The sequence below is a fragment of the Paraburkholderia caffeinilytica genome (assembly GCF_003368325.1).
GTDB lineage: Bacteria > Pseudomonadota > Gammaproteobacteria > Burkholderiales > Burkholderiaceae > Paraburkholderia > Paraburkholderia caffeinilytica.
Map to the genome: position 1 here is coordinate 2792518 of NZ_CP031466.1, position 26445 is coordinate 2818962.

General features: G+C 62.7%; 15 protein-coding genes and 1 rRNA gene. 1 reads left to right on the forward strand and 15 read right to left on the reverse strand.

The features are described from left to right. Positions 1–52: 52 nt before the first annotated feature. A 16S ribosomal RNA gene (locus tag DSC91_RS12410) occupies positions 53–1583 on the reverse strand. A gap of 785 nt (positions 1584–2368) precedes the next feature. Here DSC91_RS12410 and rpoD point away from each other — a divergent pair. Then, positions 2369–4372, forward strand: coding sequence for an RNA polymerase sigma factor RpoD (rpoD, locus tag DSC91_RS12415; protein WP_115778518.1), 2004 nt, complete (start codon positions 2369–2371; stop codon positions 4370–4372). A gap of 63 nt (positions 4373–4435) precedes the next feature. Here the strand turns inward: rpoD and DSC91_RS12420 are convergent, their stop codons facing one another. The 14 genes from DSC91_RS12420 to tssH form a co-directional block, all read right to left on the reverse strand. Further along, positions 4436–4816, reverse strand: a complete 381-nt coding sequence (locus DSC91_RS12420) for a hypothetical protein (protein WP_115778520.1) — start codon at positions 4814–4816, stop codon at positions 4436–4438. 384 nt (positions 4817–5200) lie between these two features. Then, positions 5201–6259 carry a M48 family metallopeptidase gene (locus DSC91_RS12425; protein ID WP_115778522.1) on the reverse strand — a complete coding sequence of 353 codons (1059 nt, stop codon included), beginning with the start codon at positions 6257–6259 and terminating at the stop codon, positions 5201–5203. After that, positions 6243–7349 (reverse strand): YjgN family protein, encoded by a 1107-nt coding sequence (locus tag DSC91_RS12430; RefSeq protein WP_115778538.1) that lies wholly within the window; start codon positions 7347–7349, stop codon positions 6243–6245. Before DSC91_RS12430 ends, DSC91_RS12425 begins: the two co-directional genes overlap by 17 nt. 20 nt (positions 7350–7369) lie before the next feature. Continuing rightward, on the reverse strand, positions 7370–8167 hold the full coding sequence (locus DSC91_RS12435; protein WP_115778540.1) for a YfaP family protein: 798 nt from the start codon (positions 8165–8167) through the stop codon (positions 7370–7372). 22 nt (positions 8168–8189) lie between these two features. Next, positions 8190–8969 carry a YfaP family protein gene (locus DSC91_RS12440; RefSeq protein WP_229758216.1) on the reverse strand — a complete coding sequence of 260 codons (780 nt, stop codon included), beginning with the start codon at positions 8967–8969 and terminating at the stop codon, positions 8190–8192. A gap of 95 nt (positions 8970–9064) precedes the next feature. Beyond that, positions 9065–10885 carry a DUF2300 domain-containing protein gene (locus DSC91_RS12445; RefSeq protein ID WP_115778541.1) on the reverse strand — a complete coding sequence of 607 codons (1821 nt, stop codon included), beginning with the start codon at positions 10883–10885 and terminating at the stop codon, positions 9065–9067. Between the two features lie 11 nt (positions 10886–10896). Then, positions 10897–15696: an alpha-2-macroglobulin family protein gene (locus DSC91_RS12450; RefSeq protein ID WP_115778543.1), complete on the reverse strand. Its 4800-nt coding sequence runs from the start codon at positions 15694–15696 to the stop codon at positions 10897–10899. Further along, positions 15693–16424 carry a DUF1175 domain-containing protein gene (locus tag DSC91_RS12455; RefSeq protein WP_115778545.1) on the reverse strand — a complete coding sequence of 244 codons (732 nt, stop codon included), beginning with the start codon at positions 16422–16424 and terminating at the stop codon, positions 15693–15695. The genes DSC91_RS12450 and DSC91_RS12455 overlap by 4 nt, the downstream gene beginning before the upstream one ends. Beyond that, the gene (locus DSC91_RS12460; RefSeq protein ID WP_115778547.1) at positions 16425–18215 is read right to left on the reverse strand and encodes a DUF2138 domain-containing protein; all 1791 of its coding nucleotides are present in this window, start codon (positions 18213–18215) and stop codon (positions 16425–16427) included. A 488-nt stretch (positions 18216–18703) separates the two neighbouring features. Continuing rightward, the gene (locus DSC91_RS12465; RefSeq protein WP_115778549.1) at positions 18704–19912 is read right to left on the reverse strand and encodes an aminotransferase-like domain-containing protein; all 1209 of its coding nucleotides are present in this window, start codon (positions 19910–19912) and stop codon (positions 18704–18706) included. Positions 19913–20035: 123 nt separating this feature from the next. After that, the gene (locus DSC91_RS12470; protein WP_115778551.1) at positions 20036–21208 is read right to left on the reverse strand and encodes an NAD(P)/FAD-dependent oxidoreductase; all 1173 of its coding nucleotides are present in this window, start codon (positions 21206–21208) and stop codon (positions 20036–20038) included. A 156-nt stretch (positions 21209–21364) separates the two neighbouring features. After that, complete coding sequence (gene amaB, locus DSC91_RS12475; RefSeq protein WP_115778553.1) at positions 21365–22864, reverse strand: L-piperidine-6-carboxylate dehydrogenase; 1500 nt, start codon at positions 22862–22864, stop codon at positions 21365–21367. 333 nt (positions 22865–23197) lie between these two features. Then, a complete protein-coding gene (gene tssE / locus DSC91_RS12480; protein WP_115778555.1) occupies positions 23198–23632 on the reverse strand; it encodes a type VI secretion system baseplate subunit TssE in 435 nt (144 codons plus the stop codon). Continuing rightward, entirely contained in the window at positions 23629–26400 is a 2772-nt protein-coding gene (gene tssH / locus DSC91_RS12485; RefSeq protein WP_115778557.1) for a type VI secretion system ATPase TssH, read from the reverse strand. The genes tssE and tssH overlap by 4 nt, the downstream gene beginning before the upstream one ends. Positions 26401–26445 lie beyond the last annotated feature (45 nt).

Here is a 26445-nt window from a genome sequence, read left to right on the forward strand (position 1 = left end):
ATTTCACAGCCGATAAGCGTGAGCGCTCAACGCATTGACACGTTAGCTCGAGAAAGGAGGTGATCCAGCCGCACCTTCCGATACGGCTACCTTGTTACGACTTCACCCCAGTCATGAATCCTACCGTGGTGACCGTCCTCCTTGCGGTTAGACTAGCCACTTCTGGTAAAACCCACTCCCATGGTGTGACGGGCGGTGTGTACAAGACCCGGGAACGTATTCACCGCGGCATGCTGATCCGCGATTACTAGCGATTCCAGCTTCACGCACCCGAGTTGCAGAGTGCGATCCGGACTACGATCGGTTTTCTGGGATTGGCTCCACCTCGCGGCTTGGCGACCCTCTGTTCCGACCATTGTATGACGTGTGAAGCCCTACCCATAAGGGCCATGAGGACTTGACGTCATCCCCACCTTCCTCCGGTTTGTCACCGGCAGTCTCCCTAGAGTGCTCTTGCGTAGCAACTAGGGACAAGGGTTGCGCTCGTTGCGGGACTTAACCCAACATCTCACGACACGAGCTGACGACAGCCATGCAGCACCTGTGTTATGGCTCCCTTTCGGGCACTCCCACCTCTCAGCAGGATTCCATACATGTCAAGGGTAGGTAAGGTTTTTCGCGTTGCATCGAATTAATCCACATCATCCACCGCTTGTGCGGGTCCCCGTCAATTCCTTTGAGTTTTAATCTTGCGACCGTACTCCCCAGGCGGTCAACTTCACGCGTTAGCTACGTTACCAAGCCAATGAAGGCCCGACAACTAGTTGACATCGTTTAGGGCGTGGACTACCAGGGTATCTAATCCTGTTTGCTCCCCACGCTTTCGTGCATGAGCGTCAGTATTGGCCCAGGGGGCTGCCTTCGCCATCGGTATTCCTCCACATCTCTACGCATTTCACTGCTACACGTGGAATTCTACCCCCCTCTGCCATACTCTAGCCCGCCAGTCACAAATGCAGTTCCCAGGTTAAGCCCGGGGATTTCACATCTGTCTTAGCGGACCGCCTGCGCACGCTTTACGCCCAGTAATTCCGATTAACGCTTGCACCCTACGTATTACCGCGGCTGCTGGCACGTAGTTAGCCGGTGCTTATTCTTCCGGTACCGTCATCCCCCCACCATATTAGGGCGGAGGTTTTCTTTCCGGACAAAAGTGCTTTACAACCCGAAGGCCTTCTTCACACACGCGGCATTGCTGGATCAGGGTTGCCCCCATTGTCCAAAATTCCCCACTGCTGCCTCCCGTAGGAGTCTGGGCCGTGTCTCAGTCCCAGTGTGGCTGGTCGTCCTCTCAGACCAGCTACAGATCGTCGCCTTGGTAGGCCTTTACCCCACCAACTAGCTAATCTGCCATCGGCCGCCCCTGTAGCGGGAGGTCCTAAGATCCCCCCCTTTCCTCCGTAGAGCGTATGCGGTATTAATCCGGCTTTCGCCGGGCTATCCCCCACTACAGGACACGTTCCGATGTATTACTCACCCGTTCGCCACTCGCCACCAGACCGAAGTCCGTGCTGCCGTTCGACTTGCATGTGTAAGGCATGCCGCCAGCGTTCAATCTGAGCCAGGATCAAACTCTTCAGTTCAAACCTGTTACTGTTTTTCGGTCTCTTCCGAGACCGGTCGCTCACTCAACGTACTGACGAATGATTAATCTGTCTCTCGACAGAAAAACCTTCCTTTCATTACTGTGTGAGACTTGATACTTTCGCTTTGCGCCAGACCCCGAAGGGCCCGGCTCGCGTCGCGCATCAAGCGCCCACACTTATCGGCTGTTAGTTTTTAAAGATCAATTACGCATCCACCACCAAAACCGCACCGGGTCGCATCCTTCACCTCCCGGCACCGCTTCGTTCTGCGTCGCTGCATCAGCAGCAGAGAAACGAGATTATGGAGAACGACCGGCAGGTCGTCAACCCCCTTTTGTGAATTTTCTTTTGACCAAGTGCGATTTGACGCCGAAACATGCGCCCCACTATATGTAGCAAGATCGACGGAAGTCACCCGGTCGTGCGAGAGTCACCCACTTCGCCTATAGTGAAGAGCCTGCCTGCGCGCAAGACGAGCAGTTGAAGTACTGCCTTCTGCCCCCACCTGAACCTACGGGTGACAGGCGATGAAGGAATCTGCAACAAGAGCGCATGACAAATTGGTGTGCTCATAATGCGCGCGAAGGCGCAAGCTCGTATATAATGCGAGCCGCGCGAATTTCGCACATTTCTATCGGCCCGCTTCGCGCGGGCTCATCTTTTTTGCTCCCCAGAGCACAGCCAAACAACCGCGTTGAGTCACTCAGGTGATGTTGAGCCATGCTCGAAACGCCTGACGGTAGCGTCTTGCGTCTCATAGCGAAGCCTCTAGAGGAGAATACGTGAACCCTTTTGATCGCGAAGATTCGCAACACGAAACTGCCGGATACACCGCCAAAGCGCCCGCTGGCCGTACAGCCAAGGGCAAAGGCGCAGGCAAAGCGATCCCCGTAGCGGCTGAACTGCCGCCGCAACAGGCCGAAGAGCGTCAGCGCCAGATGCGCGCGCTGATCCAGCTGGGCAAGGAGCAAGGCTACCTGACCCACGCGCAGATCAACGACCACCTGCCCGACAACTTCGCGCAGACGGCGGCGATCGACAGCATCGTCAGCGCCTTCAACGACATGGGCGTGCAGGTCTACGAGCAGGCTCCGGATGCGGAAACCCTGCTGCTCAACTCGAACACCCCTGCTGTGGTGTCGGACGATCAGGCAGACGAGGAAACCGAAGTCGCGTTGTCGACCGTCGATTCCGAGTTCGGCCGTACGACCGACCCCGTGCGCATGTACATGCGCGAGATGGGCGCAACCGAGCTGCTGACCCGCGCCGGCGAAATTGCGATTGCGAAGCGCATCGAAGACGGCCTTCACGAAATGGTGCAGGCGATTGCCGCTTGCCCGCTCGCGATCTCCGCCATTCTGGCGAGCGCCCAACAGGTGGCGGACGGTGAACTGCGGATCGACGAGCTGGTCGACGGCCTGAATGAAGATACGGTCGCAGCGGAAGACGCCAGCGCGAGCGCGGACGCCACAGCGGACGTCGACGCCGACGCGACCGACGATGACGACAGCGATAGCGAAGACGACGACGATGCCGGTCCGGCCGACTCCTCGGCAGCGGACGAAGCACGCCTGAAGCAACTCACCAGCGATTGCCTGGAAATCTTCGCGCAAGTCGGCATTCTGTCCGACCAGCAGAACGCCTCGCACACGCGCGGCGACGTCAGCTCCAAGGCTTACTTGCGCGCGCGCGAAGAAATCCAGCAACACCTCGCGAAGATCCGCTTCACGGCACGCACCATCGACCGCCTGTGCGGCGACGTGCAACACCAGGTCGCGCAGGTTCGCGCGATCGAGCGCAACATTCTGCAAATCGCCGTGACGAAGAGCGGCATGCCACGCGAGCAGTTCATCGAGTCTTTCAAGGGTCATGAAGCCGACCTGGGTTGGACCGAACGTGCCGCGCGCGGTGCGTCGACGTTCGGCGCGGCGCTGGAGCGCCATCTGCCGGCAATCCAATCGGAGCAGCAAAAGCTGATCGACATCGAAGCAACCGTTTCGCTGCCGCTCAAGCATCTGAAAGAGATCAATCGTCAGATGGTCGCGGCCGAGTCGAAGATGCGCAAGGCCAAGAGCGAGATGATCGAGGCGAATCTGCGTCTCGTGATCTCGATCGCGAAGAAGTACGTCAACCGCGGCATGCTGTTCCTCGACTTGATCCAGGAAGGCAATATCGGTTTGATGAAGGCGGTGGACAAGTTCGAATACCGCCGCGGCTGGAAGTTTTCGACGTATGCAACGTGGTGGGTTCGCCAGGCTGTCACACGCTCGCTCGCCGATCAGGCGCGCACGATTCGCGTGCCGGTACACATGATCGAAACGATCAACAAGCTCAACCGCATTTCGCGCGAAATCCTGCAGCAGACCGGCCAGGAAGCCCATCCATCGGTGCTGGCGGAACGCATGGAACTGTCGGAAGAGAAGGTGCGCGGCATTCTGAAGATCGCCAAGCAGCCGGTGTCGATGGAAACGCCGGTCGGTGACGACGGTGACGCCACGCTCGGCGACATGATCGAAGATTCGGCCGCTTCCTCGCCGGCCGACGCAGCGATGCAGGCCGACTTGCGCGCCGCCATCGACGACGCGCTCGACTCACTGTCGCCGCGCGAAGCGAAGGTGCTGCGTATGCGCTACGGCATCAACACGAAGTCGGACCACACGCTCGAAGAAGTCGGCAAGCAGTTCGACGTCACGCGCGAGCGGATTCGTCAGATCGAGAGCAAGGCCATGCGCAAGCTGATGCATCCGAGCCGCGCAGACCGTCTGAAGTCGTTCCTCGACCGCTAAGCCAAGCCGGTCGTTGCGCTTGTCGTGCGTCATGCACGGCAAGCGCGTCCCCCTCCCCCTGCCTCAAACAAGCAACGAGATGATCCCGCCAATGGTGATTCCCGCTGCCAGCCAACGCCCAGCCGTGTAGAACGCATTGTGCGCTTCATGAGGCTCATCCGGACGTTCGAGACCCAGCGTGCCATACGCAAACGACTTGGCCGCCGAGACGTCGGTTGCCGATGCGTCCTCTCCCGCTGAGTCGCTTACCGTACCGTCCTGAACCGTATTGCCCTCTTGCGCCGCCGTCGCTGCGCCTTCGGCGGAAATATGGACGGCGTCGTCCTGCTCCTGCGGCTCCGACGCCACGGTCTGCGTGGCCGTGTCGTCCACTACGGACCGGCTTTTCGTTGTCGCCCGATCCGGACCCGGCAGTGTCGACGACAGCGCACTGTCGATTTGCATGGCAACCTCCATTCATTTCGCTCAAGGCATGCGCCGCGCCCGGTTCACCAGGGCAATGCAAACAGCCATATCGCGCTCACATACAGTGGTTCGATGTACGACCGCTTACGAGACCTATCGACTGTGACGCGCGAAAACTTGAGGGCCCGAAAGAAACGGTAAGCATCAGCCGGGGAATTTGCGCGGCAACCACACGCCGGCCACTCGAAAAGCCTGCCTGAAACGTACAAAGCTGCGCAATACGCGCGTCTTCCATAGAACGGATTCCGTGGTTCGATTTGTCCACAGAAACTGTTCGCAAGGCTGTGGATATCCTGCGCAAGAGTCACCCAAGTCGTTGAGCGCATTGGCTTTCACATCCGCGCTTCCGACAGGTCGCACGACTCACGGCTTCCCGCACATTGCCCGAACCGCCGCCCATTGCTGCGTCGTCAACGCACTTTCGCCGACTGGCGATCCCTGACTCCGCACTTCCCGATCGATCGTCCGCGGATGATCCGACAGAAATTCAGTCGCACCGCTGGCGCTGCCGCTACGCTTTTCGGTCAAGGCGAAAAATGCCGCGAGCCCATCACTGCGCAATCCGCTCGCTTGCAGATAGGCAACGCCGTTCGCGTCGGCGAGACGTTCCATGTCACGGCTATACGACAAGCCGACCAATCGTCCCGCCAACGAGGACACGTCGGCGAAACCGAGGTGAATGCCCAGGGTCGTGCTGATCAGGCTGATACCGGCGCCGCGAAACAACGCAGTCAGCGGATCGCGCCGCGCGATATGGCCTGTCTCGTGCGCCATCACGCCGGCCAGTTGATCGGGATTGCCGATCTGCTCGAAAAGGCCCCGCATGATGATCATGCGTGCCCCAGGCAGCGTCAGTGCATTGACCTGCTTGCTGTCGACGACCACTAGACGTACCGGTTGCGCAATTCCCGCCGCATGGGCGAGACGCGCTTCGAGTTGCTCGAGCGCGCGTTGTCCGTCGTCGCCGCGGCACACCCGATGTTTGCCGACCACGACCGACTCCACCACCTCGCCAAGCCGGTTTTCCGCGCTGCGCGGCACAAGCGCGGCGCCAGCCGCAGGCAGCCTCACGACGAGTACGAACGCAAGCGCCAACGCCGCCACGCCGATCGCGATCCAGCCCAGATAATGCCAACGCCGCATGCGTGGCGCCGTCATCTGCGCAGGGAGTGCGAAGGCATCGGTCAGCACGCGGCCCGGCTCGCCTTTGCACGACAAAGCGACTTTGCCTTCCGGATCGGGCTCGCCGACGATCAACCGCGCACGCGGCCAAACCGCCAGTTCACCCGTGTCACCCTCAATCGACAGAAACGCCTCGCTCCAGCGCAGCGTCACCACGTGAGGCGCGGCAGTATGGCCGTCGTAATAGCGTGCGCCGGTCGGAACAGAAGGCTCCACAACCGCGTCAGAACGCGCCGCCATGATCGAGCAGGTTCAGCATGCCTTCGCCCGTGCGCGGCGGCTGCTGATCGCTCTGACCGAGCGTCTGCGGATCGAGTTGACCGGTCACCTGCAGCGTATCGGCTGCGAAGCGCATCACGCGATGCACCACGATCGGAAAACCCAGACCCAGCGTGAAGACGATGATCGCCAGATTGCCCAGCACCATGCCGAGCAACCGCCCGGCGGTGATGCTGCTGCCGAAGCGCAGTTGTGTGCCTAGCGTCGTATTGCCCATGACATGACGCGTCACCAGCGCCAGATAGAAGCACTGGATCAGCAACGCGCCGACGATGAACAGCACGTAAAACAGGAACACCGAGCCGAATGCGGCGAACGCAGCAGGATCATGGGCCTTCAGCGGCGCATGCCCGATAGGCAGCAGTGCCACGATGCTCTTGAGGAAAACTGCCCCAAGCGCGACGAACAGCGCGACGACGCCCAGGAACGTGCCGACGAACGCGCCATACAGCGCGCGTGCACGGCCTTCAAAATGAAACGGCAGGCTGCCGAAACTGCTCGCGTTGATGCGGCGCTCCGCAAGGCGCATCGACATCCACGGCACCATCTGTCCAAGTGTAACGATGCACAGCAGGCCATATAGCAGGACAAACGCGCCGTAGACCCACGCCGAACCGGTCATGCCGCCGCGAATCCCACACCACTGTGTGCGGCTCAGGCGATAACGCTGCGCGCTGAAATACGCTCCTGCTGCAACCACCGCGATCAAGATGTAGAGGGCAATGATCGGCAGGACAGCCAGTGCCGCGCTCCCTGTGATTGCGCGCAAAATCGCGCTGAGAACGACTGTGCCGACAATCGCTCCAAACATGATCGCAATCGCCAGCAGAAAGCCTTTGAACAATTCGCCGCCGGTTCCGGTGTACTCAAAACGCTCACCTTGAAAGCGCATGCGCGACCAGATATACCGGCGGTTATTGGTGGTGGCCCAGAAACGATAAATGCCAAGCGTGATGATCTGCAGCAACAGATTCTTGATGAATATCCCGTACAGCTCTCCAACCTTACCGTCGTAGCTCAACAGCGGCTGCTTCTGATCGAGTGAGTTCATTTTGCTTCCCCTGGCTGGTTTTATGGCATCACAAATGTTTTGACGAGCGTCAGCTCGCCCGGCTTACGCATCGGCACACGAATGGTTTCGCTTTTCTCGTTCGGCGTGTTCTCGTTCGTGATGATCGTCACCTGCGCAACGGTCATATCGCTGCCGCTGTTTCCGTTGCCGTAGTAATTCACGTAGACCAGATACGTGCCCTTCAAGGGCGCCGCCGACGAGTAAATCTCCGGCCCGTAGCCGGTCGTCACATCCACGTCGAGCGCGCCGCCGTTCGGCGCAACGCGGTCGCCATACCAGGTGTGCACGCCGTCCGGCGACACCACGTGCAAGTCCAGATCGGTGCCGTCGGTATCCCACGCGAGCACCACGCGCAACTTGGGCTGGGTCTTGCCACTGTACGCGTCGTAAAACTGCACACGCTTGCGCGAGCCATCCGGCGCCCGCAATTCCACGCTGTTGCTGCCGGACGGAAACGCGTAAGGCCGCGAAAACGTGCCGTCTTCCTCCACCCGCTGCGGCAACGGCGTGCCGTCGACCACCAGCGTGCCCACCGTGGTGCCCTTCTTCTTCGGCGTGTTGCGGATCTGTCCTTCGATCAGCGCGAACTTCGACTGCCCTTCCGGCGTCGACACCGACACCGCGGGGTAGTGCACGTCCTGCGTATAGCGCTCGCTGTCGCCGCTGGTGTTGCGCCAGCCGTTCAACGGCGCGCCGAACTCGATATCGCTCGCGTGCGCCACGGCCGCAGCCTGCAAACAGGCGACGACGAGCATCATCCAGCCGGCCTTCACCCACCCCGTCGTCTTGACCTTCATTGTCACTGCTCCCATCCCGCTATCAGAGTCGCTCGCTTTTCACGAGCTGCAGGTCGCCGATCTTGCGCAGCGGCACGACCATCGTTTCACGCCGCTCATTCGGCGTATTTTCATTGAAGACCAGCGTCAACGTCGCGGTAATCACGTCGCGCTCGTGCGCGGCGGCGTCGAAGTTGTAGCCGGTCGAATCGAAGTTGCCCCAGTAGTTCAGAAAGAACAGCCACGTACCGTGCTCGGGCGCCGCCGACGAAAATATCCCCGGACCCGCGCCGTCCACCGAATCGACGTCGAAGCCGCTGCCGTCTTCGAGCGTCGGATTGGCGAAGAACGCGTGCAGACCGCCTGGCGTGATCACGTGCAGGTCCACCTGTGCTTTCGGGTCGTCCCACGTGACGATCGCACGCAGCTTCGCCTGCGGCTTGCTGCGGTCGGCTTCGTAGAACTGCATGCGCTGGTGCTGCTTGCCATCGGCGGAAATCAGCTCGATGCTGTTCGAGCCCGAACCGAATGCCCACGGCCGCGCGAATGCGCCTTCGTCGTCGGTATAGAGCGGCGTCGGGTTGCCGTTGACGACCAGCGTGGGCGGCTTGCGCGCGTGTTTGTCGAGGTGCTTCAGGCGCCCTTCGATCAGCGTGCGATAGCGTTGCGCGCCACGGTCGACCGGCGGGCGCGGATACGCCGCGACGAAGTGCTCGCCTTCGTTCGTCAGCCCGCTGTGGCGCCAGCCGCCGAACGCGCCGGTGAGATCGGCGAGCGCGCCGCTACCGCCCTCCGCGCCGGCGGCTTGCACGTTCGTCGTCATACCCGCCGCCAGCACAACCGAGGCCACGCGCATTCGAACGCGGCGCATCACGGGATGCGCGCGGAACACGGCGGAAAGCGAGCGCGAGACGGTGTTCATTGGATCGGATTGTCGGTGCGGATCAGCGTGCGCGCGGTGCGCTCGACGAATTCTTCATCGAGGCCACGCGGATGATGCTGAAACGCGAGGTGAATATATTCATGCGCCAGCGCGATACGGTCCTCTTCGGTTTGCAGGCGATACACGTACACGCGATTGCGCTGCGCATCGGCATACGGACGCCCTTCGCGCACCGCGCACACGGCCGGCAGATCGGGCGTCTCGTAGCCCGCCGCGCCATCCATGCGCCGCGCCCACAACGGCGCGTTGCGCTGCAGCCATTGCTGGGCGCCGGCCACCTGGAGGCAATCGCCGGACAACGGGCTCTCGAACGACGTCAAGGTCGCTTGCGGCCAGGTGCGCGAGAGAATGGAGTCGAAAGTAAGGCCGGTTTGCGCAGCCGCCTTCGCGGCGAGCCAGCTCATCTGACCGGGCGCGGCCTTGTCGTGGTGATACTGAACCGGGACGCCCGTGAGCACCAGCGCGTCCGTCAGATCGGCCGCACGGCGCGCGGCGGCGGTCGGCGGCCGCGGCAGGACGCGCTGCGTGCTGCTGCTGTCGTCGATACGGAAGCAGCCGTGATCGCGATTGCCGTGCTGCACGACGTAGGACCGCGCCGCCACCGCCAACACCTTGGCCGCTTCCGGCTGGCTCGTGTCGCCTTCCCGCTCGACCACCCGCGCAACGTAGTCGTTCATGCCGAAGCGGCCGACCACTTGCGGCGCACCCGCAGCGTCGCGATCGAGCCGCAGTTCGCCGCGGCTTTCCACACGCGCCCAGTTGCCGTTGACGAAGCCGATGCGGAACGCCCCACGCAGCGGACCATCCGGCACCGCTGCCGGACTTTTGTCGCCGAGCACCTGGCGAATCGGATAGCGGCTGAAAAAGTCGACCAATACGCACGCGTTGTCGTCCGGCACGGCGACCTGCGTGAGCAACGGCGCGATGCGCGGCGCGGCGACCGCCAGCACGCGCGCGCTGCCGCCGGGGCCGCCGAGCCACACCGGCGTGCCGTCGGCGAGCCAGCCTGCCGCGCCACCGATCGACGCGCCAGGCCGAGCGGGATCCGGCATGGTCCAGGTTTTGGCGCGCAGCAGACTACCGTATAGCGACACAGTGCCTTCGCCGCGCCCGCTCGTCAGCACCGACACCAGCGTGCTCGCCGCCGCTTCGCGCGGCTTCGCCGGCATCGTCTGCAAGGCCGCCAACACGTCGATTACCGGCACGCGGCGCGTCGGCGTCATCGCGTGAAGGTCGCGCAGCCATGCGGGTGCATGCGCGGCGGTCCAATACCTGCGCCAGTCGGCGGGATCGAGTTGCAGGCGCGCGGGTTCGAAAAAGCGTCCGCATGATTGCACCAGCGCATGTTCGCGGTCGATGTGACCGCCCGTCATGCAGCAATACACTTCTTCCGGATCGCCGCCGCTGCAGGTGTAATCCGGCGTGGCGATATTGCGATCGACCAGATAGCCGTAGACAAACAGTTTCCACACGCTGCCGAGCGGCGTCTCCAGCGTCGCCTGCAAGGGCTGTGCGGACTGCTGAGTGACGCCATCCGAGGTGCCGCCAGCGTTGAACTGCCAAAGCTGCGCTTGACCATCGCGCAACCAGGCAAAGTGCAGCGCCGAGGACGCAGCGGATGACGAGATTGGCGATGTGGTTGACGTCGACCTTGCCCCCACAGCGAATGACGCAGTCGACGATGCCATCGCCGCAGCCACGCCCGCGCCGCTAAAAACACACCCCGCCCCCACGGCGAGCGCGATCCGCAGCGTAGCTGCCAGACGATCGCGCGAATGCCGAGGAACGGAGAACATGGCGGTCTCGCTTACTGGATGCGCAGGGTCGTCACACGATCGCTCTTGCCGCCTTCGAACGCCTTGGCGTCCGGCTGATACATGCGGAAGTAGCGCGCGGGCGGCAACACGAACGTGCCGGGCAGGGCAAAGCGCACCAGTTGCCGCAACGTCACCGGACGATCCAGCAAAGGCACCGGCTGGTGATAGGCCAGCTCACCCATCTCATACGAAGCGACACGCGCGAACGGCTGCGGACCGCTTGTCCCTTCCTTTGCGCCCGGCAATCCGTCGATCGACACGCCCCAGCTGGTCGCCTCGACATCGCCGCCCGGCGGCAGCGGCACATCGAGCAGACCGTAGTGGTACGCGTTGCCGGAGCGCGGCGTAAGCGTGACTTCGTCGACGTACAGCGCATTGCTGTCGATCGCATCGCCCGGCTTAACGAGGCGCGCGGTAAATGCCGAGCGACCCAGTTGACTCTCCGCGCCACCCGCCTTCTTCGGATCGGCCTTCACTTCGAGCGGTTCCAGCTTGTAGAAACGGCGTTCGACCGTGATATTCAAACGGCTGCCTTCGCTCGTATGACTGCGGAACGAGACGAGTGCGTTCATATCGGTGCGCGCGCCGCCTGCCTCGAGCGTGGCCGGCAAGGCGGCTCCGGTCCACTTCCAGAGCGGCGTGCCGGTCGGCGTCGCGGCGCGCGTCCAGCCCGCGCCTTGCAGCGACGGCAGCGAAGCCGGCGCCGTGTCGCCGCCGAGCGCTTTGCGCAGCCACAGCAACGTGAGTGCACGATCGAGCGTCGGATAGTCGGCGCTGCTCTTCGCGAGCAAGGCCGATGCGTCGGTCGGTGCGGCGCCGTCGCCGCCGGTCATGTAAAGCAGGCTCTGCACGAGCGGGGCGGGATCGTTGGCCAGAGCCGTACGCGCCGCGCTCGCCGCCGCTTCGAAGCCATCCGGCAATTGAGCACTCGCGCTGCGCGCCAGGTTGGCGATCAGCAGCGTCGCCATCTGCTTGCCACGCGGCGAATCGGCTTGCGCGAACACGATGCTGTCCGATGCGCCATACGTGAAGTTACCCGGCGACGCTTTGCCCGCAGCCGCCGCATCGCTCGTCAAATCCGCCGCAACACCCGACACCGGCGTTGCGACCGGCAGGCCCATCTGCTGCATGAACCATAGCGCCAGCGCCCGATGCAACAGCGGTTCTTTCGCGCCGGCGTCGCGATAGACGTCCATCGCATGCTGCCAGTTGTCGGCCGGCAGCGTGATGCCGAGACTGCGGCTCGCGAGCCAGTCCGCGTAATACGCGTAGGCGGTGATCAGCGAACTGCCGCCGGTCGTGTCGCCCCACCAGCCGAACGTGCCGCCGACACCGGCCAGCATCGCCAGACGTTGCCGCTGATTGCGCAACAGCGCTTCGAGCCCCTGCGTCGAACTCGCGCCGCCGTCACCACTGAGGCCGCGGCCGATCGCATCGTGAGCGAGCGCCAAAGGAATCAGGCGGCTCGACGTCTGCTCGGCGCAACCGTACGGATAGTTGATCAGATCGTCGGCGACACGCGCGAATTGGCTCGCGGCATTGCCGATGAACCGTACGCTGACGTCCTGCGCATCTTGCGGCAGATTGAGCGGCTTGTTCGAGCCGTCGAGCGCCACCGTGTTCTGATGCAGATCGAGCCAGCCGCTCGCATCGAGTTGGATCGTGGTCTGCAAGCGATCCACATCCTTCCCCGCCCGCCGCAAGCTTGCGTTGATCACCCCCGCCTTCAACGCGCCGGTCGGCAGCCGCAGGTAGTTCGCGCCGCGCTTGAGCGTGACCTTCTGGTTCAACGAGAGACCGCCGCCGTCGACCGCCCACTCGGCGTCCATATCCGCGTCGGTCTGATTGAAGGCGATCATGTCGATGGCCGGCTGATCGTTGGTGCGGAAATGCGAAGGCCCGCTCCACTTGAGATACAGCGCCTTGTCCGAACGCACATAGGCGGTGCGTTGACCGACCATGCCGTCCGGTGCAGCCGCGCGCACGGTGACGCGCCAGCGGGCCAGCGAGTCCGGCATCTTGAACGTCATGGTGGCGTGACCGTTCGCGTCGGTCTTCAGCGTGCCGTCCCACGCGGCCGTGTCCTGATCGTCACGGCGCGGCCGTTCGAGCACCTTCACACCGCGCTCGTTATAGTTCGCGCGTTGCGGGCCACCCGGCGCGCCCTTCAACGGCGAGCGCGCAAGGTCATAGGTAATGAACGACAGGCTCGACGACGTCCGCACATTGTTACGGCGCGGGTGATAGAAAAAGTCGACGATGTTCGGCGCAATTTCCGGCTGCAACACGTAGACCATTTCGTCGACCACGCTCACCGTCAGGTTCGCCGCTTCCGGCTTGCCGTTCAGTGTGCTGTCGAAGTTCAGCGTGACCGTATCGCCCGGACCGTACACCGGCTTGTCGCTCTTCACATTCAGTTCGATCTGCGGCTGCGCGACCACGATACCCGCGTTCTGGAACACGTATTCGCCGGCATGCACGTACAGCACCGAGAACGTCATGTTCGGTGCGAATGCTTCGCCCACCTTGATACGTGCCTTCCATTGCGAGGGCGCCACGCGTTGCAGTTGCAGCCAGTCGCCGCCCGCAGTCAGCAACGCGCGATGTTCGACGTTGTCGCGCTCCAGCGTCAGCAGGGCATCGTCGACCGGTATCGGGAAGGTGATCAGCGCCTCGGCGGTATCGCCGATCCTGTACTTATCGCGATCGAACACGATCTCGACGCTGCCGGGAATCGCCTTCAGGCCATCGCCCGCCACCCAATGACTCGCGGCGGCGAGCAGATTGCCCGTGTCGTCCTTGACCGACAGCATGTACGAACCCGGCTCGACGAATTGCACCGGAAACGACAGCTTGCCGCCCGCCGTCGCACCCTTGAGCGCGCCTTCGCCATGAGTCTGCGATTCGAGGCGCGTCCATTCCCACTTGGCCGGCGCGCGTGACGATGGATCGATCGTACCGAGCGCTTGCAGATCGAAGTTGACCGTTTCCTTCGGTTGCGAAAACGACTTGGCTGCCGACAATCGATAAGGCGTCGCGCCGCGCGCAATCAGCACCTCGCGCGTCACACGCACCTTGTAGGCCGCGCCGTCCTGCGCGAACAGCGTCAGCGCATAGCGGCTCGGTTCCTTGGCGGCGGGCAGCGTGAGGCTCGCGTTGCCGTCGCTATCGGTGGTGAGTTCCTGCTGTTCCAGCTTGACTGGAAACAGCCCGGCATAGCGCAGTTCACCGTCGACGATCGTCACTTTCTGCGCGCGCAGCGTGACCGACACCTTGCTGTCGCGCACCGGCTTGCCATCCGGATAGCGCAACTGGATCTTGCCCTTCAGTTGCTCGCCCGTCGCGTAGTCCGCTTTATCCATCGACAGGTTGACGTCGAAATGCGGCTTCACATATTCGGCGACGCGAAATGCGCTGCCGTATACATCGCCGTTGTAATCGAAGCGCAGCGTATAGCCGCCGGCGGTGGCATCGGCGGGCAGCGTAAAGGACGTATCCGCGCCCGTATCGGAAGCAAAATGCACCTTGCTGGTCGCCACCGGCGAGCCGTTCGGATCGAGCACGTCGAGCTTGATATCGGCTTCTGCCGGCGCGGTCGATTGCGTCGCGTTCTGGAACGTACGGCCGATGAATTTCACATGCACCGCGTCGCCCGGCCGGTACATCGGACGGTCGGTCACTGCGTAGATCTTGGTGTTGTAGATCTCGCTGTCGTAATAGAAATTCTCCGAGACGAACACGCCGCCTTGCGGATCGGTGCCGAGCACGTAGCTGCGCTCTGGGCTCACGTGTTGCAGCAGCAGCGCGCCGTCGCCGCCGGTCGTGCCGCTTTGCAGTACGCCGACACCGTCGGTCCAGTTCACGTCGGTACTCGGCACCGGCTTGCCGTTATCGCGCCGGGCAGTCCACACCAGCATGCCGCTCGATGCCGCCTTCACAATCGCGACCGTGTCCGATACGAACAGCAAGGTATGCGCGCGATAGTTGCCGATTACCGCCTCGACGATATACAGCCCCGGCGGCAGCTTGCCCACCGGAATCATCACGTTGCCCGAACTCGCCTCGATGAAGTTACTGCTGCTGCCTTCGAGATTCACGCCCTTCGGCGGCTCGATCACTTTCGCATCCCAGATCGGATAGCGAAAGCGCGCAACCATGTCATAGCCCTTCAGCGGCGCGAACAGCGAGTTCTGCTGGAATTGCGTCTGTTTGCCGGTCTGCTCGCCGAGCTTGAATTGCGGCGCGGCTTCGGTCGCCTTACTGCGCGTCGCGAACGACAGCACACGCTGCCAGGCGCGGCGTGCTTCGGTGAACCAGCGGTCCCACAGATAAGCCAGCGTATTCGCCAGCCCTTCGCCCTGATAATTCGGCGCGACATTCAGGCGATGCAGGTTCTTCTGCGCCTTCAAAAAGTCCAGCGGCTTCGGCACGCGATACACGACGATGTCCGCACCGCCATAGGCTTGCAGCGCATCCTTGAACTCGCGGCCGGGCGCTTCGAGACGCACCTGCGCCAGCTGATCGCTGCCGAAGCTCGCATCCGAGAGCAGAAAGAACGGCTGACCGTCGACCTTCTGCGACGCGAAGTTGCTCGATGGCGCGGTTTGCAGTGTCGGGTTCGCGGCGATGTTGGTATCGGCGGCGCTGCTCGAGGCGGCGTCGTCGGCACGGGCCGTCGATGCGGTGACGAGCGTCATGGCCGCGAAGAGCGCGACCACGGCAAAGCCCGCGCGACGTTTCAGGTTGCCAAGCCAGGCGCGCGACTCGGTGACGGAATTCATTCGGGTCATGGTGTCAGAAAGTCCAAACGAAACACGCCAACGAAATTTGGATTGCCGTCGAGCGGCTGCCAGCGGGAATCTTTCCATTGCATCAGGTCGGAGACGGCCACGGCGCGCAGACCGGTATCGGTCGGCGTAACGGTGCCTGTGTGATAAGCGATGTAGCGATCCAGCCAGATCATCAGATGCTGGTCGTCGCCCTGGTCGAAGAACAGCAGATCGCCAGGCAATGCCTGGTTCACGTCCTTCGAAACAAAACGGCTGTTGCGTTGAATCAGTGCGATCGCCGACGCATACGCGCCCGTGGAGCCGTCGAGCCGGGTCCAGCGATTCGCGATTCCGCGTTGCGATGCGGACAGTTGCAGTTCGGGTGGCATGCTGCTGGTGTCCGCGAGACTGGTCATGCCGTTCGCGCGCAGCCATTTGCTGTCGTGCGGCCTGAGCGTCTCGCCGACGGCGAAGCGCACGAGGCCCGCGCAGTCGCGCTGGGTCCAGCGCGGCGTCGGGCCGCGGCGCATTTGCTGGTCGACGATGCGCACGAACCACGCGCGAAATGCGGCGGACTGCTGCGGTGAGAGCGCGTCGGGGTCGGGCGATGCGGTTGTGCTGGTGAGCGCGTTCGTGTACGGCGCGAGGCCGGCCATGACGAGCGCTGACGCAGCGCGCCCGAGCCAGACGCGGCGTGACGTGCACGCATTCGTCGCGAATGCCGCGCCGGGGACGTGAAGGCGGCGCACCTAGTCGCCCTCGGTGCCGGGCTGATCTGCAGGCGAATCGGCTACTCCCGCCGTGGCAGCGGAATCCGCACCCGCCTTCGCGTGATCGAACCACCACTCCACCGGCACCCAACCCGTCGAACCCGGCAAGTTCTGCGGCAGCGTCAACGAAACCGGCGGGTAGTGTGCGAGCGCATGCAGCTTCGGCACGAGATGGGTACGCGACGCATTGCGGAATACCGCCTCCTGGTCGGCCGGCAAGGCCGCGCCCGCTTCGCGTTCGATCAACGCAGCCGCGGACGAAGGCGTCAGCGTGAAAATCGTGCGCGGCAGACGCTGCGGCGCGAGCGTATCGGCGAGCGCCGGATAGCGTTTGTCGAGGACGGCGAGCGTGTCGTCGACCAGACGTGTATCGGGAGAGAAAATCAGGTAGCCGTGCGCCAGTGCGAGCGTCACGGGGAAATAGCGTTCCGCCGACAGTTGCGATGCGAACGACGCCTTGCTGGACAACGCAGTACCTGAGAGCGCACTGACCGGCCGTTGCCACACGGTAACGCCCCCGCCCTGATCGTGCTTCGTGACCGGCAAGCGACGATAGCCCGAATCGGCGTCGCCGGATTTGACGGCCTTCGCCTCGTACGCGCCGATCACCTCGCCAAAGGTCTTGTCGAGCGCGGTCTTCAACGCAGCGATGCTCGCCCCGTCCTGCGTCTTCACGCGAGCGACGAATACCGGCGCGACCAGCGTGGACTTCGCATACCAGCAGACGGCCGCGGGGCCGGCGAGCTGATCGCCGATCGCAGCGGCGCCGTCCGCGCCTACATCGGCCACCTTGCCCAACAAGCCCGACGCTTCTTTCCAATCCGCCGGCAGGCTCGCGCACGCTGCCGGATTGGCCGGCAAGGCATGCCACAAGTCGGCGCTATTCCACGCCTGCGGCAACTTGCCCGGCTCGATCAGAGCGGAGGTCTGCCAGTTCGCCGCCGAGTTGCCGTTCGGTGAAAAATCGAATCGCAGTGCGTCGATACCGGAGAAAAACGCCTGATAGCCAAACGACAAATAATTGGCCGACACCGCCAGCCGGTGTCCCTTCGGCGCGTCGCCCGGCGCGTCCAGCTGATAGGCGCGCGCCGCGTCGTCGCGGCCGGAAGAAAGCATCTCCGACACGGCCTCGGCCCGTTCGCCCAGCACGCTGCCTTTCGCGTCGAGCAGCACGCCGGGAGCGGACATCACGACAAGGCGGTCGTCTTTCGTGGCGAACAGAATCGTGCGGCCAACCGCCAGCTTCAACGCGTAAACCGGCACGTCGCCGGAGAGTCTGGCGACCTGGCTCAACTGCGAGTCGCTCGCGGCGACGTTGCCGAAGCCTTGCAGCAGCTTCGCCAGACCGTTACGGCGCATCGACATCACCCAGTAGCCGAGGCGGCCATCCGGCGAGCGCCACAGCAGCACATGCGCGGGTTCGTCGAATACGCGGCGGATCAGTTCATCGCGCCAGTCGAGTTGATGTTCGAAAGCGAGACGACGCAGCGCGCCTTCCGTGGACAGCCGCGTATCGTTCGATTCGTAATAGTCGACAAAGTCCTGAGTCAGCACGTCGTGCAACAAGGGCACGCGCAAGATGTCGCGCGGCAAACGCGAGAGCGCTTCGCTGTCGATCACCGCATCCGGGTGATGAATATCGAGCACGATTTCGCTGGTGCCGGCGGCTTTGCGGTGTGCGAATGGACGCCACACCGCCTGAATGACGATGCCGGCCACGACCAGAAGACCGACTACCAGGATTGCAATCTTTTTTCGCGACATCTTCATCTGATTTTTTCTGGTTCGATGCGACGGTATTAACGTGGATGGCCGATGAATTAACTCATCGAAATCATTCGCCGAAGGCAGCGATGATAACCGATATTTTTAGCCCCAAACCGGCGGCACTCCCCATTTAACATTCAGCCATGTTTCAGGAGTTTGACGCAACTACTGAACGAACGGAATTAAATAATTTGAAAACACGTCCATTCGAAGCGGCGGCTCGAGTTAACCGGCAGGTGAAGCCGGCGGCATGCAAAGAAGGAGACGCTTGCCCCCGCTGCCGCCCTGAGCGGTGCACAGGAGGCCTGTGAGCAAGGTCCGGCCGGACGTGGGCTTACACCGCTTTACTGGATTGGGATGGTTATGCCAATCCTCCGCGATTTAGCGCCCGCATAAAAAAACCCGGCTACGCACTGCGTGCTCGCCGGGTTATTTCAGGTATTGCGCTTACTGCTTTTCCATCAATACCACGTTAGCCGTGTTAGCCGTCATCAAACGAGTGCGAGCGCCTGCTTCATTCTCTGGACACCGGTTTCGATTTCGGCTACGCCTGGCGCCGCAAATGACAGACGCAGTGCCGACAGATCGATATTATCTTTATAGAATGCGACGCCCGGTACGAACATGACGTTGCGCTCGATACAGGCGCGCAGCGTGTCGGACGCATTTTGCCCGCCCTTCAATTGCGCCCAGACAAACATGCCGCCGGCCGGGCGATGAAACGCGACGGCGTCGCCCAAATGCTCATCGAGCGCATCGCATAGCGAGCGGCACTTCGCGGCGTAGGCGTCGACGATCCGCGGCAGATGACGTTCCAGCCCGCCGCTCGCGAGGTATTCGGCGGCGATCGCCTGAGTCCACGGCGAGCTGCACAGATCGACGGTTTGTTTCGCGACCACGCAACGGCGCAAAATTTCCGCATGCGCAACCATCCAGCCGACCCGCAAACCCGGTGCAACAATTTTCGACAGACTCGAAAAATGCACGACCCAGTCGCGCGAACCGGGCACCTGATCGCTTAACGCGAGCAGCGATGGCAACGCCGCGCCCTCGAAACGCAGATCGCCATAGGGATCGTCTTCGACGATCAGAAAATGATAACGCGCCGCCAGTTTCAACAACGCCACGCGACGCTCGAGCGACAAGGTCGCGCCAGTCGGATTGGCAAAAGTTGGGACGGTGTAAAGCAGCTTCGGCGGCCGCGCCAAGGCGCCCGCTTCGGTGCCTGCCTCGAGCAACGCGGCGAGCGCGGCGACATCGAGCCCGTCCTGGTCGACCGGCACGGTCACCACGTCGGCCTCCTGCAGCTTCAATGCCTGCAAGGTCGCCGGATAGGCGGGCTGTTCCACCAGCACCACGTCGCCCGGCGCGACCAACACGCGCAGCAGCAGATCGAAACCTTGCTGCGAACCGGTCGTGACGAGCAACTCCTGCGGCGTGCAAGGCGTACCGCGACGCGTCATCAAGTGGGCGAGTTGCGCCTTGAGGACGACAAGGCCGTCCGTCGGGCCATATTGCAGACAGAGTGCAGGCTGCTGCGACGCACGCGCCGCGGCCGCATCCAGGCCCTCGCGGTCGAACAGATCGCTGGCCGGATAGCCGCCGGCAAACGAAATCATGCCGGGCTGCGCCAGATACTTGAACAGCTCGCGGATCGGCGAACCGGTCGGCGCTTCGAATGCGGGATTGAACGTGAACATGGTGACGGGCCGTTTATCTTGTCGATGGAGGGGCGGCGTCGATTGTGGCCATCGTCCGTGTGGACGGCAAACGATATCTGCGCACTACGTATTGCGTTTTCCGCATCACCTCGAACGCGCGGGCTACACCACGTTCTTCTCCACGATCGGCCGGTTTTCGAGCACGCGAGTAAAGCTCAGCGAACCGAGGTCAAGCGTCGTATAACGGCCATGCAGAATCAGTTCGCTGATGCCGCGGCCGGTTGCCGGACCCTGTTGCAAACCGTGCCCGCTAAAGCCGTTGGCAAAAATGCAGTTATCGACATCCGGGTGGTAGCCGATGATCGCATTCTGATCGAGCACGTTGTATTCGTAGTAGCCGGACCAGCAGTTCTGCACACGCAACGCTTCGAATTGCGGCACGCGATGCGCAAGCGTCGGCCAGATCACGTCGTCGAATAGCGCATGATCGACTTCGTCGAGCGGCAAATCGTCGGGATCGTTATCCGCCGACGGTGACGTGCCGCAGATAAACGATGCGCCTTCGGGCCGGAAATACACGCCTGTCGGATCAATCAGCAAAGGACACCGTTCGAGCCGTGCCGGCGACGTGACATTGAAGATGCTTCGGCGCCGGGCGAATACCGGGAGGTCGATGCCGGCCATCTGCGCGACTTTGCGCGACCAGGCGCCCGCAGCGTTGACTACCACGTCGCAGGCGTAGACCTCGCCATGCGCGGTTTGTACTTGCGTGACGTGCTTGCCGTCGCGATGCAGCGCGGTGACGTCGGCGGCAACGTAGCGCGCGCCGAGCGCCTGGGCTTTCTTGCGCAGCGCCTGCACAAGGCCATAGCCGTCAAACCAGCCCTCACCGCTTTCGCCAAAAGCGCCGGCAATCAGGTCTTCCGTGTTGAGCCAGGGAAAGCGCGCTTGCAACGCGCCTTTGTCGAGCAAACTGATGTCGGCGCCGAGCTGCTTTTGCAGCGCGTGATTCTCACGCAGCGTCGTCTCGCCGGCGGGCGTGGCGAGAAACAGATAGCCGCCTTCGTGCAGATCGATCGACGGCTTCGCGCCGTCGACTTCGAGCCGCTCGCCGATCGAGCGCAGGAACTCGATGCCGAATAGCGACATCTGAATGGAAAGCGGCGTAGAGAATTGCTGGCGAATGGATGCCGCCGACAATGCCGACGACGAACGCGCATACGTCGGATCGCGTTCGATCACCGTGACGCTGACCGACGGATCAGTCAGCCGTAGAAAATACGCAATCGAGCTGCCGATCACCCCACCGCCGACGATCACGACTTTGGAACTCACGTCTTACTCCACGAGTAGCGTGGCCGCTCAGATACAGCGGGCGGCGCAAATGGATTGCTGAAAGAAGTAGTGAACGGCGGCGCGTGAATGCGCCGCCGTTTTCTGCTAACTGCCCTACTGTTTTATGACCATGTCGCGCTATGACGACTGACCGGATCAGCCGATATTGAAGTCGATGCCCTGCGCGAGCGGCAACGCCGACGAATAGTTGACCGTGTTGGTCGCGCGGCGCATGTAGGCCTTCCACGCATCCGAACCCGACTCGCGACCGCCGCCCGTTTCCTTCTCGCCACCGAACGCACCGCCGATTTCCGCGCCGCTCGGTCCGATGTTCACGTTGGCGATTCCGCAGTCGCTGCCCGAGTCGGACAGGAAGCGTTCAGCTTCGCGCAGATCGGTTGTGAACACGCACGACGACAGACCATGCACCGCCGCATTGTTCGCCTCGACCGCATCCGCGAAATCCGAGTAGCGCAGCACGTAAAGAATCGGGGCGAAGGTTTCCTTCAGCACCACCGCCGTTTGCGACGGCATTTCGACGATGGCCGGGCGCACGTAGTAACCGCCTTCATGGCCCTTCACCTCGACGCGCTCGCCGCCGAACACCTTGCCGCCTTCGGCCGTGGCCTGCTGCAGCGCTTCCTGCATGCGAGCGTACGATTGTTTGTCGATCAGCGGCCCCATCAGCGTGCCTTTTTCGAGCGGATTGCCGATCGGCACCTTGCTGTACAGCTGCTTCAGACGTTCGATGGTCTTGTCGTACACGCTCTCGTGCACGAACAGACGCCGCAGCGACGTGCAACGCTGCCCCGCCGTTCCCACGGCCGAGAACAGGATGCCGCGCATCGCAAGCTCGTGATCCGCCGTTTGCGCGACGATGCCCGCGTTGTTGCCGCCGAGCTCGAGCAGCGAGCGGCCGAAGCGCTTCGCCACTTCGACGCCGACGGTGCGGCCCATTTCCGTGCTGCCCGTCGCGCTGACGATCGACGCACGCGGGTCGGCCACCAGCTTCGCGCCGACATCGCGGCCACCGTTGATCAGTGCGGTCAGGCCGGCCGGCGCGTCGCCGAATTCCTTCAGTGCCTCGCTGAGAATCTGGTTGACGGCAAGCGCGGTCAACGGCGTCTTTTCCGACGGTTTCCAGATCACTGCGTTGCCGCACACCAGCGCCAACGCGGCGTTCCACGACCACACCGCCGCCGGGAAGTTAAACGCCGAGATGACGACGCAGGTCCCCATGGGATGCCATGTTTCGGCCATACGATGGCCCGGGCGCTCCGACGCGATCGTCAGACCGTACAACTGGCGCGACAAACCGACCGCGAAGTCGCAGATGTCGATCATTTCCTGCACTTCGCCCAACCCTTCCTGCAGGATCTTGCCGGTTTCGAGCGTAATGATGCTGCCGAGCGCCTGCTTCTTTTCACGCAGACGATTGCCGAGCAGGCGCACCAGTTCGCCGCGGCGCGGCGCCGGGACGTTGCGCCAGGCCGTGTGCGCCTCTTTTGCATGGGCGAGCGCCGCGTCGACTTCCGCCACCGTGTTGCTGGCCACACGGCCGATGAGTTCGCCGGTGATCGGCGAATGAACCGCGATGTCGCCGGCTTGCGCCGCGTGCGCGATGCCGAGGTCGGCGAGAATGGTGGAAGCGTTCATGAGAATCCCTTTAATTTCCGATGCGAAACAAGAGTAAGTTCGGAAACTATACACGCGGTATTTTACGGCGGCAAGGGTATTTGCCCGGGGCTGGGTGGCGGATCGGGCTGAATGGGCTTGTGAGCTTGGTGCGGCGCAGAGATGGTGCGGCTTCGGGCAGCGGCGTGGGCGGCGATGGCCGGCTCCCGGGGGCGCGGTGCCGTTTGCACATTCGTTTCTTATTGGAAATTATTATCCCAAGCTCCGGCTCCGGCTCCGGCTCCGGCTCCGGCTTGGGCTTGGGCTTGAGTAGAAGGCCGCCGACGGCCGACACGATTCGCCCGCGCCGCACCTTTAGTCGCGATCATGATCAGCCTTCAGCATCGTGAGTCGCGTCTGCCCATCGAGCGTGAAGTGAGTACCGAAGCGGACCAAGCCTGCCTGACACAGATAGCAATTCATCGTGAAACTCAGCAACATGCCGGGTTCGGTATCTTCGATATCGATCTCGATCGACGCCAGGCGCGGCTCGTACTTCAGTAGCGTCGTCTCGATCGCGCCCCTGAGCTTGTGTGCGGACGATGGCAGATGGCGATAGATTTCCGACAGGTCGTCGAGTCCGTAATCGGGAAGGTGCGCGAGCCCGTAACGACGGCTATTCAAGATGCGCTGGATGTTGTCTTGCACTGACAGAAAAGTCTGCGTCGCGGCGTCGAAGTCATCGACAGCCGCACCGTTTGCGAAATGCCCTGTCACCGCCTCGAAGAGACCCGGCCCACCGCGGGTCATGCCTCTGCCTCGATCGCGCCGTCAAACTCCACCGCAATGCCGCTTTCCTCAGCGAACGACAACGTGATTCCGCGTAGCATTTGCTGCGCGGCAACGCGCACGAGCAATTCGCGCGACAGCACCGGCAGGATCTGCTGATCGAGCAGGCTGTCGATATTGCGCGCGCCGGAGTCGGGCAATTGGCACGCGCGCACAAGTTCGCGTACTAACGAGTCATCGCAGACGAGCGGTACGCCAAACCGGCGCTCGATACGCTGTGCCACCTTGTCGAGTTTCATCCGCACAATCGACGCCAGCGCCGCGGCTGCAAGCGGCCGGTATACGACCGTCTGGAAACGCGCGAGCAGCGCCGGCTGGAAGTGCTCGACAAGCAAGGGCCGAATCGTTTCCATCAGCATCGTAGTAGTGATGTCGCCGCCGGCTTCCTCGACGGTCTCCGTCGCGGCCATGATCTGTTCGCTGCCGAGGTTCGACGTCATCAGGATCACGGTATTCCGGAAGTCGATCACGCGGCCTTCGCCGTCGCGCATCAAGCCTCGATCGAACACCTGGTAGAACAGGTTCAGCACGTCGCGGTGTGCCTTTTCGACCTCATCGAGCAGAACGACGCTGTAGGAGCGTTGGCGCACGGCTTCCGTCAACACGCCCCCCACTCCGTATCCGACATAACCCGGTGGCGAGCCCTTCAACTGCGAGACCGTGTGCGCTTCCCGGTACTCGGACAGGTTGATCGTGATCAGCGCGCGCTCGCCGCCGAACATCAGGTCCGCCAACGCGCGGGCCGTTTCCGTCTTGCCCACCCCGGATGGACCGACCAGCAAGAACACGCCAAGCGGCGCTTCGTCGGACTTGAGGCCGGTCTTGGCGGTGCGCAGACTCTTGCCGAGCGCGCCGAGGGCGTCATCCTGACCCACCACGACGCGGCCGAGACGCGTCTCCAGTTCGAGCAACGTCGCGAGTTCGTCCTCCAGCAAACTGCCGACCGGCACGCCGGTCCAATCCGCGATCACGCGGGCAACCACTGCGTCGTCCACTTCCGCTTGAACCAGCGCGCCGACGCCGTGTCTGGCCAGGCCTTCATGGACCACGCGGATCGATTGTTGCAGGTCGCGACGTACGCTTTCGTCCGCGGCGGCATGCCACTGATCACGCAGTGTTTGCAGCCTGGCGGCGGCATCTTTCTGTTCGGCGAACGTCGATTCGAGTGCATCGAGTTCGACCTTGAGACTGGCTAGGCGGATGTCGATCGCGAGCAGCCGCCCGCCGACGTCTACAGATGTGGCGGCATGATCATCGACCAATGCCCCGCGTTCGACCTGCAGCGCAGCCTGTTCAGCATGGCATGCGGAAATTGCGACGGGAGTGGCTTCCGAACTCATGCGGACGCGCGCCGCGGCAGTATCGAGCAGGTCGACAGCCTTGTCCGGCAACTGGCGGCCGCTCAGGTAGCGACGCGAGAGACGCACCGCGGCCAAGACCGCCGCGTCGGTAATATGCACGCCGTGGTGCTTCGCATAGCGTTCCTTCAGGCCGCGCAACATCAGGCATGCGTTGCCATCGTCGGGTTCCTCGACCTTGATCATCTGGAAACGCCGTTCGAGCGCGGCATCGCGTTCGAAGTACTGCTTGTACTCGGACCAGGTGGTCGCGGCAATCGTACGCAACTCGCCGCGCGCCAGCGCTGGCTTGAGCAGGTTCGCCGCATCGGCGCCGCCTGCGGCGTTGCCTGCGCCGATCAACGTATGCGCCTCGTCGATGAAGAGCAGGATCGGCGTTGGCGACCGTTGTATCGCTTCGATCACATTCTTCAGACGCTGCTCGAATTCTCCTTTGACGCCGGCACCGGCCTGCAGCAAGCCGAGGTCGAGCGTTAGCACGCTGACCTCTCGGATCACCGACGGCACGTCGCCTTCGGCGATCTTCAGCGCGAGTCCTTCGACCAGCGCGGTCTTGCCAACCCCTGGCTCGCCGACGAGGATAGGATTGTTCTTACGACGGCGCGCGAGGATGTCGACCATCTGCCGGATTTCCACATCCCGGCCGAAAACCGGATCGATTTTGCCGTCGCGCGCTTTCCTGGTGATGTCGACGGTGAAACGCTGCAGCGCGTCAGTTCCCGGTTGCCCGGGTAAGCGTTCATGTGACCTGGCTGCGCACGATGCAAATGGATCGCCGAGGGTGGCATGAGACGCGGTTTCGCTCATGACCGAGCCGACCGTGGCATTGTCAGGCGCTCTACCCACGCCATCAGGCGAGGTATCGGCATCGCCACTCGGCTGTATGGATACGCCTGTCGCTTCTACCGATATCTTGTCGAGCACAGGCATCAGGCGTTCGATCTGCGCGGCCGACACCGAAAGCAGAGACCATGCATCCGGCGCGCGCAACAGATGCGGAGCATCAGCAAGCGCCGCCAGCAGATGTGACGAACGGATCGACGTGACGCCCGCTTCAAGCGAGGCGCACATCCACGCCGCTTCCAGCCATTGTCCGAGCCGATGCGACAGACCCGGTTTGCCGCGCGACTCGTGCGGAAGCCGGTCGATCGCGCTGAGCAGGCCGTTCCAGATGCCTTCCGCGTCGAGTTCGTAGTGGCGCATGATCGCCACGAGGTCGCCCTCGCCCAACTCCAGCAGCTTGATCAACCAATGTTCGATTTCAATATTGCGATGGCCGCGTGTTTCACACAGGCCGGCCGCATCGGCCAGCGCGCGAGCACAATGATCGTTAAGGCGGCGCAGGAATGGGGAAATATCTCGGGCAGTCATGGCAACGGGTAGCAGGAGCGATTCAGATAAAAGCGCACGAACCGC